11 protein-coding genes and 1 pseudogene are annotated in these 13,861 nt (G+C 58.9%); 7 read left to right on the top strand and 5 right to left on the bottom strand.

Going from position 1 to position 13,861, the window contains the following annotated elements; all coding sequences use genetic code 11:
• Nucleotides 1-61 precede the first annotated feature (61 nt).
• Nucleotides 62-832: an AraC family transcriptional regulator gene (locus HYI44_RS10965; protein ID WP_225569420.1), complete on the bottom strand. Its 771-nt coding sequence runs from the start codon at nt 830-832 to the stop codon at nt 62-64.
• Between the two features lie 110 nt (nt 833-942).
• On the opposite strand from HYI44_RS10965, the gene HYI44_RS10960 reads away from it, so the two are divergent.
• Complete coding sequence (locus HYI44_RS10960; RefSeq protein ID WP_225569419.1) at nt 943-1,749, top strand: sulfite exporter TauE/SafE family protein; 807 nt, start codon at nt 943-945, stop codon at nt 1,747-1,749.
• Nucleotides 1,750-1,755: 6 nt separating this feature from the next.
• On the opposite strand, the gene HYI44_RS10955 is transcribed toward HYI44_RS10960, so the two are convergent.
• From HYI44_RS10955 to HYI44_RS10940, 4 genes are all read right to left on the bottom strand, one after another.
• The gene (locus HYI44_RS10955) at nt 1,756-2,739 is read right to left on the bottom strand and encodes a hypothetical protein (RefSeq protein WP_225569418.1); all 984 of its coding nucleotides are present in this window, start codon (nt 2,737-2,739) and stop codon (nt 1,756-1,758) included.
• 116 nt (nt 2,740-2,855) lie between these two features.
• Nucleotides 2,856-3,335: a YbaK/prolyl-tRNA synthetase associated domain-containing protein gene (locus tag HYI44_RS10950; protein WP_225569417.1), complete on the bottom strand. Its 480-nt coding sequence runs from the start codon at nt 3,333-3,335 to the stop codon at nt 2,856-2,858.
• A gap of 9 nt (nt 3,336-3,344) precedes the next feature.
• Nucleotides 3,345-4,109, bottom strand: a complete 765-nt coding sequence (locus tag HYI44_RS10945) for a sulfite exporter TauE/SafE family protein (protein ID WP_225569416.1) — start codon at nt 4,107-4,109, stop codon at nt 3,345-3,347.
• Between the two features lie 5 nt (nt 4,110-4,114).
• Entirely contained in the window at nt 4,115-5,200 is a 1,086-nt protein-coding gene (locus HYI44_RS10940; protein ID WP_225569415.1) for a TauD/TfdA family dioxygenase, read from the bottom strand.
• A gap of 111 nt (nt 5,201-5,311) precedes the next feature.
• On the opposite strand from HYI44_RS10940, the gene HYI44_RS10935 reads away from it, so the two are divergent.
• The 6 genes and pseudogenes from HYI44_RS10935 to HYI44_RS10910 all read left to right on the top strand — a co-directional run.
• Nucleotides 5,312-6,235, top strand: a complete 924-nt coding sequence (locus HYI44_RS10935; RefSeq protein WP_225569414.1) for a LysR family transcriptional regulator — start codon at nt 5,312-5,314, stop codon at nt 6,233-6,235.
• A gap of 92 nt (nt 6,236-6,327) precedes the next feature.
• Nucleotides 6,328-6,837, top strand: coding sequence for a hypothetical protein (locus tag HYI44_RS10930; protein ID WP_225569413.1), 510 nt, complete (start codon nt 6,328-6,330; stop codon nt 6,835-6,837).
• 328 nt (nt 6,838-7,165) lie between these two features.
• Entirely contained in the window at nt 7,166-9,235 is a 2,070-nt protein-coding gene (locus HYI44_RS10925) for a type VI secretion system tip protein VgrG (protein ID WP_225569412.1), read from the top strand.
• A complete protein-coding gene (locus HYI44_RS10920) occupies nt 9,232-9,936 on the top strand; it encodes a DUF4123 domain-containing protein (RefSeq protein ID WP_225569411.1) in 705 nt (234 codons plus the stop codon). Before HYI44_RS10925 ends, HYI44_RS10920 begins: the two co-directional genes overlap by 4 nt.
• Before the next feature lie 143 nt (nt 9,937-10,079).
• A complete protein-coding gene (locus HYI44_RS10915; RefSeq protein WP_225569410.1) occupies nt 10,080-13,352 on the top strand; it encodes a toxin VasX in 3,273 nt (1,090 codons plus the stop codon).
• Nucleotides 13,349-13,861: pseudogene (locus tag HYI44_RS10910) on the top strand (hypothetical protein); the annotation flags it as partial. The gene HYI44_RS10915 and the pseudogene HYI44_RS10910, both read left to right, overlap by 4 nt.

Here is a 13,861-nt window from a genome sequence, read left to right as displayed (position 1 = left end):
TTTGATATACTGTGTTTTTGTACAGTGGTTTTGCGCCCGGATCAAACTCATTTTTCGTTTTTTACACTTTTGTCCCCTTCAGCCAGACGGACGGCGCCTGCCCCAGCACCCGTCGAAACATCGTGGAGAACGCCGCCGGGCTGTCATAACCGAAATCCAGGGCGATCCGCGTTACCGGTGAGCCTTGCGCCAATCGCGCCAGCGCCAGTACGACGCAGGCGCGCTGGCGCCATTGGCTGAAGCTCAAGCCTGTCTGCAGGCGAAACAGACGATTGAACGAACGCAGGCTGACGTGCAATGCATCAGCCCACTGCTGCGGCGGTTGATGAGCGTCGGCGTGCTGCAGAAACCCCTGGCACAGCGCGAGCAACCTGGGCTCGACCGGCAGCGGAATGTGCAACGGCAGGCGCGCGCAGCTGCGCAGTTCGTGCAGCAACAACTCGATCAACACGCCATCGCGCCCGCGCTCGTCATACTCCAGGGGCATTTCCACCGCCTCCAGCAGCAAATTGCGCATCAAGGGCGAAACACCCAGCACCTGGCACCGGGGACCTAAATCGACGGCGGCGGGCTCGACGTAGAGGCTGCGTGTGCTCACCCCGAGCATCAGCACCTCATGGGCCACACCCGCCGGAATCCACACCGCTCTTTGGGGTGGCACCACCCAGTTGCCCTCGCGCGTGCTGACCTGCATCACCCCGGTAGCGCCATACAACAGCTGTGCCCGACGGTGTATATGACGAGGTAGCAAATAGCCGTAGGAATAATCCGTACCCGTCGCCACCACCGCTCGCGGCGTGTCGTCCAGTACTTCAATCGAAACATTGCGCATCGAACAACGTCCATTTTTGGCGTAAACGCAAACATTATTGGCTGGCTTGCTGAAGCAGGCCAAGGCGCTTCGCTCTATCGTCGACCGCTCCCACTAACGGACGACACACAATGTTCTACCTCTTGCTGGCATTTTTCGGCTGCATGACCGGCGTCACCGCCGTACTGTTCGGCTTCGGCGGCGGCTTCGTGGTGGTGCCACTGCTGTACAGCATGCTCATGGCCAGCCACGGCGCCGACTCCCCCATCGGCCAAGCGGCCATGCACATTGCCGTTGCCACTTCCACCTGCGTAATGATCGTAAACGCCCTGGTCGCCACCGCAAAACACTGGCGCGCCGGCAACCTGATTGGCCATTACCTGTGGCCATTGGCTGGATTTATTGGGCTGGGCGCGATAGTCGGCGCTGTCGCCGCCATGTGGGTCAGCGGCGCAGTTATTCGATATGCCTTCATCGCCTACCTGGTCGTGACAATCGTCGACTGCCTGTTCAGACGCGGATTTCTTTCCCATGCCGAGAACCGAATGCCACGACGGTTGGAGAGGGCAGAAGTGTCCGCAGGCGGCGTAGGCATCGGCGCCATTGCGACCTTTCTCGGCGTAGGCGGCAGCGTCATGACTGTGCCACTGCTGCGGCGATGCGGGCTAAGCATGAGCCAGGCGACCTCCATGGCGAACCCGCTGAGCTTACCCGTGGCCCTTGCCGGGACAGTCACTTATATGGCGATGGCTAAGCTCGATTTGGGACCTGGATTTATGGGTTATGTGGATGTGCTGGCGTTTGCGGTTTTGACGCTGGGGTCGTTGTTGGGGATTCGATTGGCCGCGCCCTGGATCGGGAGAATTGCCGATCGAGTTCATGCGCGTGTTTACATTGGCCTGCTGGTTTTGGTGATGCTGGGGATGTGTCTCGGGTAGGTTGAGTTACTTCTCAGCCAGCCCCGGCGCTTCCCGAACAATGAAGTGGTCCAGGTTCTCTATGTTCGCAGTGAATACCCCGAACGTCTGCTCGGGGTTTTTCTTGCTCGGCACCTGCTTCAATTCCGGCGTGACCCCGTAGAAGAAACAAAACAGTTCTTTATCGCTGTCGATGGCGTGCTTGATCTCTTGCAGAAACGCTTTGCGCTTGCGGTAGTTCTCGATCAGCTTCTTGCTCAGGTAAACGTTGACCGAATAGGGCTTCTTCTTCGCCTCGTCCGCTTGCTTGAACCAGACCTTCTGTTCGAAATCGATGCGAAAGCTTTGGGTGTAGTCCTTGATCTCCTTGATCTTGCCCCAGTAGATCAAGCCCTGATTGTCCTGCAGGTATTCGACCTTCTTGAAGAACGAGGCATAAGGCGCCGTGTGCTCGCCAATCGTCAGCGGTGTGCGCTTGAGCAGTTCCTTGTCGCCGAAGTTGGAGACAAAACACTCCACCGGGTGCGCGAAGACCGTGGTCTTGTCCGGCGCCGAATCCTTGCTTGGGTGTTCGCCATGGTCAGCGGCCGAAGGTGCTTTCGCAGTGTTGCGCACTGCATCCGGAGCCAAGGCCGGGCTCGGCGGTTTACGCACGTACTGCCGCCGAGTGAGTAACAGCTCGGATGGGAAATGTTCCTCCCGACTGTCATCTCCTTCCACCCCGTCTACCCCTGGCGCCGCCGACTTGAGACTGACGTAAGGGCAATCTGCAACATGGCGGGTGCCGGGTGTGTTCTTGAAATGCGGGGTGCGAACGTAGTTCACGTTCTTGGCGTTGAACGTCGTCAACACATTCGCCGCATCAAATGCCGCCCGGCAAGCATCGTTAGGGCACTGGAAGTGTTCCTTGGCGGAATCGAAGGCCATCGTCTCGTCGAAATTCAAATCGCGCACGTCATAGATCGACAGCTTGGTGTCGAGGCTGAGGCAGTAGGCGAGGTCGAATTTCATGGTGGGCTCAGGTCCTTGCAGGCGCGAGCTTGCTCGCAATGGTTGCTAACGATAACGCATAACACCTGACACCTTGCGGCGTTCTTGGCTTTCGTCGCAACCCTGCCCACCGGTGATCAACCCTGGCGGATATCCACCAACCGGGGTTTGGCAATCGACAGGTAATCCTGCGTATCGAGCACCATTGATGCATCCAGCCGACCGGCGTTGAAGGCGATTTCGCCGTAGCCCGTGGTCAGGGACGGGTCGACGATCAATTGAATCCGCTCATCGAAGGTAAACGGAGGGATGGCGCCGATCCTGCACCCGGTCAACTGCATGGCCGTTTGCGCGTTGACCAGTTCGGCTTTTTTTCCGCCCAGGGCCGCGCCGACTTTCTTCATATCGAGCCTCTGGTCCCCTGGCAGTATCACCAGGGCGTAGGGTTCGGCCTGACCCTTTAGCGCGCAGAGCATGGCTTTGGCGCCTTGGCCGGGTTCGGTGCCACGCAGTTCGGCGACCCGCGCCGACTGCCCCTCGGCATCGTGCATCAACACCCGATAGGTGGCGGCGTGGGCATCGAGTAGCGCCACCAGGCGATCAAACATGGGCTGCATGGGCTTTCCTCAGATTTTCAGTAGCAGGTCGTAGGACAGTTTGCTGATCAGCATCACCAGCAACACCAGAAACAGCGCCCGGACAAAGGGCACGCCTTTACGCACCGCCAGCCAGGTGCCGGTCAACGCGCCCAGGATGTTGAAGACCGCCATGGGGAGGGCGATCAGGTACAGCACGTTACCTGTCGGGATGAAGAACATCAGCGCCGCCACGTTGGTCGCGATGTTCACCAGCTTGGCCGACGCCGAGGCGTGCAGGAAGTCGAAGGCGAAGCAGCGGATAAACAGGAAGATCAGGAAGGAACCGGTGCCAGGGCCGAACAGCCCGTCGTAGAAACCGATGGCACCGCCGATGACGACCGCCAGCCACTTCTGCCGGATACCGATGTGCGTGGGGGTGTGCAGGGCGCCGAAGTCCTTTTTGCAGAAGGTGTAGATCGCCATCACCACGATCAATACCAGCACCATCGGGCGCATCACCGACTGGGGCACGAACGATACCGTGGCCGCGCCGAAGAAGGCCATGACAAAGGCGGCGCAGGCGGCTGGAATCACCAGCCCCCAGTTGATCACCACCTTGCGCACGAAGGACCTGGCCGCGAATGCGGTGCCGAACGCGGCCGCGACCTTGTTGGTGCCCAGCAGCGCAGCCGGTGGTGCGGCAGGCAGCACGTTGAACAACGCGGGTATCTGGATCAGGCCGCCGCCGCCCACCGCCGCATCAATCAGGCCAGCGGCGAAGGCGAACACACAAAGAATGACAATATCGACCATTAACATCAGGCTCTTGCAATGAAGGGTTGTTGGGGGTCCAGCGCCAGCACCCGGGCCGGGTCGTTGACCCCGAAAACGCGCAGCAGCCAGCGGTCGCGCCCGTCGTAGCGCGGGGTAAAACCTTCCCTGGCATGCAGGGTTTGCTGGTTCTTGAAGATCAGCATGTCCCCCGGTTGCAGCAGGACGGGGCGTACGACATCGGGGTGATTGGCGGCGGCTTCGAACAGCTGCAGGGCCAGGTTCGCGATGGCGCCGGTGGCGGTGACACTGGCTTTGTTGTAACGGCAAAACAGCTCGCCGGTTGCGCTTTTGTAGAGCAGGGGCACCTGTTCCAGCACATTGCCCGGCTTGCCGAAGGACACCGGTCGGCGAATGGCGAACTGCGGTTGAGACAAGGCTGTTTCAACCCAGGCGGGCAACATGGCCAGCACCTCGCTAATGGCAACGATGCGGGTCGGCACATCCAGCTCGCAGCGCAGACCGGTCAGGCACAGGTATTCCGGACAGGCCGACAACGCGGAGACCGGCTCGCACGTCAAGGGCAGGTGCGGGTTGTCGACGTGCATGCACAGGTCCATGCGCGACCCGTAAGAGCTCTTTTCGGCTTCACACTGTTGCTTGGGCGACACGTGGCGGAACACCGTGTCGTCGTTTTCACCCTCGTAGGCCACCGGATGAGTGTGCAGGGTTTGCAGCACCGCCAGGATCGCGCCGGCCACTACCGGCAGTTGCTCGATACCCGGCGCCATGTCGTAGGGGGTGGCGGGCAGGTGTGAGTCCAGGGGCAGCCCCCTGACGATCATTGCCTCCTCGGGGGCCTTGGGAAAGTTGCGCAAGCGATCGATTTTTTCACTGCAAAGGGCGCTCTCAAGCAACTGCCCCAAGGCCGGCATGTGACGGATACCCGAGAGGCTGTCGGTCACGGCCAGGGAGGCCAGGCCGGCGCGAAGCGCTTGCTGCTCCTGGAACGAGATATGAACCTGCGGTATCGCCTGACGGGTTGAACTCGCTGAGTGACTGCCCTGCCAGTCACGAATCTGTTCCCCCCCGGAGGTCGTTGATGTCCCGATTATTTTTTCCATCTTGGTCATGTCCATTTGCTCCTTGTTTGCCTACGTCCCTGTAAGTTGAGCGCGAAGGTTAACGGACCGGCTTTTTTTGTGTTGCAATGCCACGTTGCGATAACTGCAATGAGGTGATCAATGGCTCTGGATCAGCTGTGGGCGCTCGAAGCCTTCGTGACCGTAGCGCGCAAGCGCAGCTTCGTCGCGGCGGCACGCGCGCTGGGGCGCTCCCCCAGTGCGGTGACCCGCGCCGTTCAAGGCCTGGAGGATAGTGCCGGGGCCAAGTTGTTTAATCGCTCCTCCAGCGCCGTAAGCCTGACCGAGGCGGGTGAACGCCTGTTGCCCCATGCCTGCAAAATGCTGGATGTGCAACGTGAGGCGGATGAAGACCTGGCCGGTCTCAGCGGCATGGCGAGCGGCTGGGTGCGTTTTTCCGCCCCCGAGTTCCTCGGCCACGGTGTTTTGCCGCAATTGATCGCGCAGTACGCCGAGCGTTACCCGGACGTGAACGTCGACGTGATCTTTACCGATGAGACCCTCGACCCGGCCAAGAGCAAGCTGGACTTCTCGATACGCGGCGCGTTCGCGCAATCCAGTGACCTGATCGGTTATCCGCTCTGGCGTTACTCCCGTCATCTGTACGCCAGCCCCGGCTACCTGCAGCGGCGCGGGACGCCTGAGACCATTGACGCGCTGGAAGCCCACGCGCTGATCCTGCACACGGCGCCGCGCATCCTCAAGGAATGGAATTTTCGCAGTGGGCAGCAGGCCATCAGCCTTCGGGTCCATCCACGGTTTCGTTTCAGCTCGGGCGTGGCGGTGTTCCAGGCCGCCCTGGCGGGCATCGGCATCGCCCGCCTGGCAGACTGGCTGGCGGAGCCCGAAGTGCAAGCGGGGCGCCTGCGCCGGGTCTGCCCCGAGTACCGGCTCACCTCCAGCAACGGTGACAACCCGCAGATGCACGCGGTGTACCCGGCCGGGAACTTGCCACTGCGGGTGAAGGCGCTACTGGAGATGATTCGAGCCTTTGGTGACAGTGTTGAGCGCAAGCACGGACCTTAAGCCGCGAATTTGCAACACATTGCGATTGTCGTTCGCAGAGGAAACAATGCAACGGCCAATTCGGCAACGCGTCTCAAGGAGGGTTCATCGCAATGAAGCATGGCTGGCTTTACTTCAACACCATATCCCTGGTGTCATCCGTCTTAACAATCACTGCTTACTTCGTGCCTGACGGTGCATCAGGAGTACTCGCATTACTGTCCCGTGATGTTCCGTTATGGGTGCTTTTCCTGGTGCTGGCGGCGGTCTCTATCATTTTGAGCCTGGTGTTCCGACTGAACAGGAAAGACGAAAAGCACCTGTATCAACAATTACTCGATCGGAATGAAATCTTGATTCTTGAGCGGGATCGGCAGGCTGCGGATTGTCAAACTGCTCAGCAGTTGCTCGTGAAATACCGAGGACAGGAGCATTTGGCGGAACGTCTTGACGATTACACAAAGCTCGAAAATCAGATTTTGAGTCACCTAAAAGGTGGATTGTCAAAAAGTGCCAAAGAGCTGGCTGAATTGACCGGTCGTGATCTGAATGACGTCATGCTCGCTTTACATGCGTTGGGTGAGCGCGTAGCCGGCGTAGTAGGTTTTTATCGGCTCAGTTGACCATTTTTCATCGCCCAGGCCCAGTCCTGGGCGCAGTGGGCCTCGTTCAATTACTGCGCCGCCGTCCCCTAAGAACCGGACATGAGAGTCGCCCCTCATCTTAGTCTTTTTGATAACTATTCGTTTTGTGCCAGTTCTTGCTGGCTGTCTAATTTAGACCAGTCCGCAGACGGACATTCCGTTAGTGAGCGTTCGAGCGACTCTTAGGATTTTTCCTAAATTAACTTCTTTGACACCTTGTTAGCCTGTTGGAAATTTTAAGCGTGCTCAGCCCTGGGAGGGTTCGGACCACGCATTTGCTCTACTACTTCAGCTTAAGGATAAGCGTATGTTCGCGCCGGCCAATACTGCGCACTTCGCTCTACTCATTCCCTCTGTTCGCAATGGTTTCAAGGTATTGGCCTTTCACGGCGATGAAGCCATCAGCAGCTTGTATGCGATCCAGGTTGAACTCGTCAGCGAGGCCCCTGATTTCGATCTGGAAAGCCTGCTCAGTCAGCCAGCGTTTCTCCAGTTCGGCCTCAATGGCGAAGGGATTCATGGCCGTATCGAAGATGTGTTCGTGGGCGAGGCCGGTAAGCGCCTGACCCGTTATCACCTGACCTTGGTGCCGGCTCTTCACTATCTGCAGTTCAGCCACAACCAAAGAATCTTCCAGAATCTGACGGTGCCGCAAATCATCGCTCAGGTACTCAAGGAACATGGCATTCTGGCGGATGCGTATACCTTTCATGTCAGCACCAGCCCTGAACGCGAGTACTGCAGTCAGTACGGTGAGTCCGACTACGAGTACGTCCAAAGGCTGTGCAGCGAGGACGGGATTTCGTGGCATCACCAGCATAGCCAGGAAGGCCACCACCTGGTGTTTACCGACGACCAGACCTATTTCCCCAAACTGGGGGGCACCCCGTATCAGCAAGGCTCCGGCTTGGCGGCGGATCATCCGGTTGTCAGTCAGTTTTCCATGCGCTTCAGCACCCGAACCAGCACGACCACACGACGTGCCTACGATCTAAAACGTCCAAGCCTGTTGCTGGAAAGCCAATTCACTGCCGAGTTTACTCCAGCGCTCGAAGACTACCGCTACCCGGTGTTGATCGAAAATGCAAAGCTCGGCAAACAGCTTGCCCGACAAGCGCTTGAGCGGCACCGTGCCGACTACCAGTTGGCCGAGGGCAAAAGCGACCAGCCGAACCTGCGCAGCGGTCACTTCTTCGACCTGACCGAGCATCCGCGTCAACAATGCAACGACCTGTGGTTGTTGCTCAGCGTGACGCACTCGGGCAAGCAACCGCAGGCGCTAGAGGAAGCGATCACCAGTGACCTCAACCCCGAGGACGGCTTCACTCAAGGCTACCGCAACAGCTTCAGCGCGATTCCCTGGGACGTGTTCTACCGTCCACCGCTGGTCACGCGCAAATCAGTGTTGGTCACCCAGACCGCCCGTGTCACCGGTCCAGTGGCAGAGGAAATCTTCTGCGATGAGTACGGGCGCGTAAAGGTCGAGTTCCATTGGGACCGCGCAGAACTGGGCAGCGACAAGAGCAGTTGCTGGCTGCGCGTGTCGTCCAACTGGGCAGGAGAACACTTTGGTGCGGTGACCATTCCGCGTATCGGGATGGAAGTGGTGGTGACCTACCTGGAGGGTAATCCCGACAATCCGTTGATTACCGGATGCGTGCCGAACAAGGTCATGCCGGTGCCGTACGCGCTGCCCGCGAACAAAACCAAAACGGTTCTGCGTAGCCACAGCTCGCCCGCCAGTGGCGGCTACAACGAACTGTCGATTGAAGACCGGGCGGGACAAGAAAAAGTCTGCCTGCGTGCCCAGCGCGACATCGAGCAATTGGTCCTCAATGACAGCGACGCCAAGATTGGTAACGACCGTCGCGAGCACATCACTCGCGACAGCCACAGCCTGATTGGCAATGACCGTTTTGAACAAGTCGACAAGAACAGTTCCTGCTTGATCAAGGGCGACGAACTGCACACGACCCAAGGCCTGCGCAACACGGTGATTGGCGGTAGCGAGCTGATCAGCATCAACGGTAATAGCAGCACCATGGCTCAGGGTTCAGTGGTGATTCAGGCAGGCGCACACGCGCACGTCACTGCGGCCAATGTAGTGGTCGATGCCGGCATGAGCCTGACGCTCAGCGCGGGAGGTCACCACATCGTCATCACCCCTGGGGGCATTTTCAGCAGCGTGCCCATCGTCCAGGGTGGTGCACCTATGGCGGGGGTTCCTGCACAGCCGGCACTTTCGGTCATACCGGTGGTCGCCGAGGTGGTGGTTGCTCCGTCACTGGCCACGCAAACGTCTGCGTTGATTCAGGCCGCACGTCATGCCGCACCGGTCTGTGCGGTGTGTCAAAAACTGGCGGAGTTGAATGCATGAATCAGGCTTATTTACTGCTGGATGGTGCTCAGATCGACAACCTGGCCGAGCGCTTGCTGGATCAGGGGAAAAACACCAAGTTTCAGTCGCTGTATCAGCACACTGCCTACAGCAAGCTGGCGGATATCGGCCCGATACTGGTGCCGGTTTCCCCCAGCAGCCCGTTGGCCCACATCTTTGCACTGGAGTGGAGTGCAACGGCGGGTATCTGGCTGGAGTCAGAGGCCGGTGAAGACGTTGTAGTTCAGCACCTGCGCAGCCTGATTCACGCCCGCGTCGAGGGCGATGCCACGGTCCTTTTTCGTTACTACGACCCCCGTATCACGCGTTTGTGGCTGACTGGTCTGGAGCCCCAGGCACGTGATCGATTGATGGGGCCTATCCGACTTGTTTTGCTGCCGAAATTGGCTCACAGCTCCGGATTTATTCGTCAGGAAAACCCTGAACAGCCCATCGCGCAGTATACGGAAAAGCCTTGGTTATGCCTGACCCCAGAACAACTGGATCACTTGAGCGAAGCCAAGCGGCAGCGTCTTGCCCAGCAGTTGCTCGAACATTGTCAGCAGCACTTCCCTCAGTGCCTGCAAGGATTGGATCAAGCCGAACAGCAGCAGTGGGTCACGAGCTGTCAGCTCAGCGCTGAACGGCAAGGCTACGGTGCCGCCGATGAAGTCACCCGCTGGGCCAGCTTTCACGCCTGACTAGGCAATGACTTTCCGGACGCTCCCGGCCATGCCGTCTACCGGCAGATTCTCACCGAACCTGGGGTTTTACCTGAGCAACGCCTGGACAACCTGAGTGCTGAACTAGAGCGCCAGTTGCTCACTGATAAGGGACTGTCCGCATGAGTGCTGAAAGACTGGCCATGGTTGACCGGCTGGCTCAGGCTAACCGGGCCGCGAAGGCGATGCCCCATGAAGATATCAACAGTTCAATTACACCCTGCCCAGCCCACCAGCCCGACGTATTCGTAGTGCCCGTGCGGTATGCCCTGGCGGAAGAAAAAGCTGCCCATCCTTGCTGCGCGCCCGGCGTGGCTACCCAGAGCCACCCTATGGCGGCACGCCGGCTGCGGGGAGGTTTTCTTTATCTGTGGCAGGACCAGGGGCCTCTCAAGCGCTATGCCATCGGGCCGAATGGTTTGCTGAGTGAACAACCGTTGGAAGCCGATGCCACCGTCTTGCTTCATGGCACCCTGACAGGTCTGGCCCTGAAGAAAATCCATGACGCCTGGATGCTCTACAGTGAGTTTCCACTGAATCCGGAACACTGCCAGGCGCTGAGCGACAGCAGCGCCAAACGCAGTGCGCACATGCGTCACGTCGCCTTGCGCACGGTGGCCAACGAGCTGCAGGCGCCTCATTGTCCGCCGCTGCTCAACGCGGATCAGGTCATGGCCGAACTCATCGCGGCCACCTATACCCGGTCGATGAAGGCTGACCAGCAACGGGGCGGTGATGATACCGATGCTCTGGGTGCGACCGCGATGAAAGACCCGACGACCCCGAACATCAATGCCTACACCGAAGCGATGCACCGTGCTCGTGAGCGGGAGAAAGTCATCGCTCAACACCCCGACGCCAGCGATGAGCCTCCGGGAGAGTGGAGTGCCGAACGGTGGGAGGGTCAGAGCACTCAGGATTGGCTGGAAACCGCCAAAGCGCAGGCCAAAGGTTTGTTCCCGGTCTTCGCGTGCCTGGATGATGACTTGGGTGTGCTGCGCGATATCAACCATGAGCAGGAATGGGTGGAAGCGCGCCACGAACAATGGATCGGTGACAACAATCTGCGCCTGAGTATCGGCGGGTTTGTTCGCAGCCTGATCAGCGAAGACGGTGCCGAGCTGGCGGGCTCCCTCAGCTACCGCTACAAGGAGCGTGAGATCCACCTGACACCCGATCAGGGTCGGGTGATGCTCAATGCCCAGCATCAGCTGGACGAGGAGCTAAAGGCTGAAACCCGGGCCCGCCAGTACGGTGGCCATCCTGGCCAGGCTGAAGCCACCGCCCGCGATGCGCGCATCGATACCATCGTCGCACCGGTGCGGGCCTTTATTCCGGCTGATTTGTACAACGAGGCAGAGTTCGTGGTGCGTGAGTACCGCGCCGAAAAGCAGGCCAACCTCGACAACGATTTCCTCAGTGCCAAGGTCGGCGAGTATATCGATCTGACAGCGATGAACACCTGGCTCGATACCACCGCGCCAGCGCATTTCCAGCACATCGAACAACGCCATAAAGCATTGTTTACCGACCGAGGCATGTACCTCAAACGTTCAGTCAGCGGCACCTGGTTTGTCGATTACTATGACCTGGAGACTCGGCACTGGTTAACCGAACTGGCCACCGGTTGCCTGACCGCCCAATGCATTCGTGCCCAGGGCGCCGAACAATACGCCGACTACGTGCGGGCAGCCGATGGCGGCGCACTGACACAACTGTTTCGCGCCTGGACGCCCTCGCTCGATGCGGGCATTAACAACACCACTCGTCTGGGCGAGCTGATGGCCGCATTGGCGTCGGAAAACATCACCGCGACCCATCAGGCACTGGCGCCCCTGACCGCGCCGATATTGAATGACCTCGCCGCCATCGCCCAAAGCGCTCATAGCCCATGGAGCGTACTGGTCAACCGTCTGGCTGCGTCGTTGCTGTTGCTCAAAGGCGATAAAACCTTCAGCAGTGCCTGGCTGGGAGTCTTGGTTGCTGCTCGCCTGGGCAGCGAGGCTCGTTTGCAGTCTGTTATTGAGGGCGGCCAGCCGGTGTGGAAATTGGTGGGGCAAAAAGCCGAGGGGCTGACGCAATGGGCGCGCTCCACGGGGAATGCCATCGGTGCCGGGCATGTGAAAGGCATCGTGAACTCCTCCTTTGTGACCAACAGCGGTGGCGTGGTGCCGTTGGCGGCCTTGCTGCTGAACTCGCTTAATGCGAGTAACTACTTGAGTCAAGCCGGAGCCGTGGAGGGGGGCGACAGCCAGCGCGTCAACGATACAGTTTCCGCTACCTTGTATGCTGCCGCTGCGTTGACGGCGGTGATTGACAATCAGGTGCGGCAGGGGTTGGGGAAGGATCGATTTCTGATTCGCTCAGCAGCGGCCCCAACCCTCACCCTGTTTGGCGGGGTGATTGGGCTTCTATCTACGGGTGCCGCATTATCAGAATTTAAATCCCTGCAAAAACAACTAGAAAGCGCTCAAACGCACATCGACCCGTGGCTGACGATGCGCCAGACCGTGGTCGCCGGGCAGGTCGCCGCCTATGGCGCCCAAGCATTACTAGGGTTCGGTCAAACGGCGAGAGCCTTGGCCGGCCTGATCGAAGTCGAAACCGCCATAATGCGTTATTCGCTGTACATGGGCCCGCTGAACTGGGTCATTGCCGTGCTGGGCGTGCTGTACCTGATCACCTGGTTCTTTCAGCAAACCCCACTGCAAAACTTCCTCAACTTCTGCTGCTGGTCAAAATCCCGAGCAGGGAATTTAGATCCTATCGCAGCCAAGGCCCAACAAGACGAACTCAACCAACTGTACGGCATCCTGTATACCCCACGAGTGAGCATGGAGAGCAGCTCGGTAATGGGAAGTTCAAGTGGTCCTTCCGGGCTGACTTACGTAAGCGCCATCAATAGCCTGACCATCGACTTGCCTGGGGCCGAGCCCAGCAGCGCCTACCTGGAACTGAGCCTGATCGGTGATCCGGTGGATACCCAGCGCTACCGCGACTTGATCAAAAACAGCCCGACCAACAACTACCAACCGCCTCGCCCTTGGCGAGATATGGCACCGCACTGGCTGCCCAGCAGCACCTGTCGCTGGATACCGGTCAAGGAAGGCCAAGGCTTACGCCTGAGCGGCCCCTTCAGCTCAGTACAAGGTGTCCTTAGCACGCCACCCAGCACGATCTCCCTGCGCTTGAGGTATCGCACGCCATTGACCGCGCTGCTGGGCGCCCGAAATTTTATCGGCGGCGAACGCGGTGTGGCCTTTACCGTGAGTGGCAGCGGAGACGTGATTGCCCTGCGGGACGATCCGACACCGGAACTGGATCGCGTGCCAAGCTACCCGCTCGCCAGTGAGCGTTCAGGCTCTACTTACCTGCAACCCAAGGACCGCGCATGAGTACACCACCGGCAGGCACCACGAAAAAGAGGCTGTTTTCGCGCAATGACTACTTGGCGCCGTTGCCCATTCCTACCGGGGAAAAACCCTCGGATGTGCTCAACACCATTTGGCGAAAGAACGAGGTGTTTCTCGATATTGGCAACTACAGCATTGGTTCGGCGGTAATGGTGATCTGGCCTAGCATAATGACAGTATTAGCCATGTCTTACTTTACCCGAAATCTTAACTCTGACTTCAGCCAAGATATTCTGATCTTGGGCTCGATTATCATGCTTCTTCCTATCTGGTTTGTTATCCAAGGTTTATTTCGTGATGTGCCTTTACCAGTGCGTTTTAATCGGCAACGCCGCGAGGTGTGTGTGCCACGAGAGGATGGCGAGTATTGGATTGTCCCCTGGGAAAGCGTGACGGCGGCGGCCACGCAGCAATCGTCGGTGAGTCAGGCGGGTAAAGCTACGATGGGCCTATTGATCATTGGCTTTGAGAATCCTGATCCGCAGGCCAAG

It is taken from the genome of Pseudomonas sp. Y24-6, assembly GCF_020295325.1.
GTDB lineage: Bacteria > Pseudomonadota > Gammaproteobacteria > Pseudomonadales > Pseudomonadaceae > Aquipseudomonas > Aquipseudomonas gregormendelii.
This window is presented reverse-complemented; position numbering and strand designations above follow the sequence as displayed.

Coding starts and splice junctions, on each gene's coding strand:
- HYI44_RS10965 (WP_225569420.1), bottom strand. CDS start 832: ATGCGCAATGTTTCGATTGAAGTACTGGACGACACGCCGCGAGCGGTG.
- HYI44_RS10960 (WP_225569419.1), top strand. CDS start 943: ATGTTCTACCTCTTGCTGGCATTTTTCGGCTGCATGACCGGCGTCACC.
- HYI44_RS10955 (WP_225569418.1), bottom strand. CDS start 2,739: ATGAAATTCGACCTCGCCTACTGCCTCAGCCTCGACACCAAGCTGTCG.
- HYI44_RS10950 (WP_225569417.1), bottom strand. CDS start 3,335: ATGCAGCCCATGTTTGATCGCCTGGTGGCGCTACTCGATGCCCACGCC.
- HYI44_RS10945 (WP_225569416.1), bottom strand. CDS start 4,109: ATGGTCGATATTGTCATTCTTTGTGTGTTCGCCTTCGCCGCTGGCCTG.
- HYI44_RS10940 (WP_225569415.1), bottom strand. CDS start 5,200: ATGACCAAGATGGAAAAAATAATCGGGACATCAACGACCTCCGGGGGG.
- HYI44_RS10935 (WP_225569414.1), top strand. CDS start 5,312: ATGGCTCTGGATCAGCTGTGGGCGCTCGAAGCCTTCGTGACCGTAGCG.
- HYI44_RS10930 (WP_225569413.1), top strand. CDS start 6,328: ATGAAGCATGGCTGGCTTTACTTCAACACCATATCCCTGGTGTCATCC.
- HYI44_RS10925 (WP_225569412.1), top strand. CDS start 7,166: ATGTTCGCGCCGGCCAATACTGCGCACTTCGCTCTACTCATTCCCTCT.
- HYI44_RS10920 (WP_225569411.1), top strand. CDS start 9,232: ATGAATCAGGCTTATTTACTGCTGGATGGTGCTCAGATCGACAACCTG.
- HYI44_RS10915 (WP_225569410.1), top strand. CDS start 10,080: ATGAGTGCTGAAAGACTGGCCATGGTTGACCGGCTGGCTCAGGCTAAC.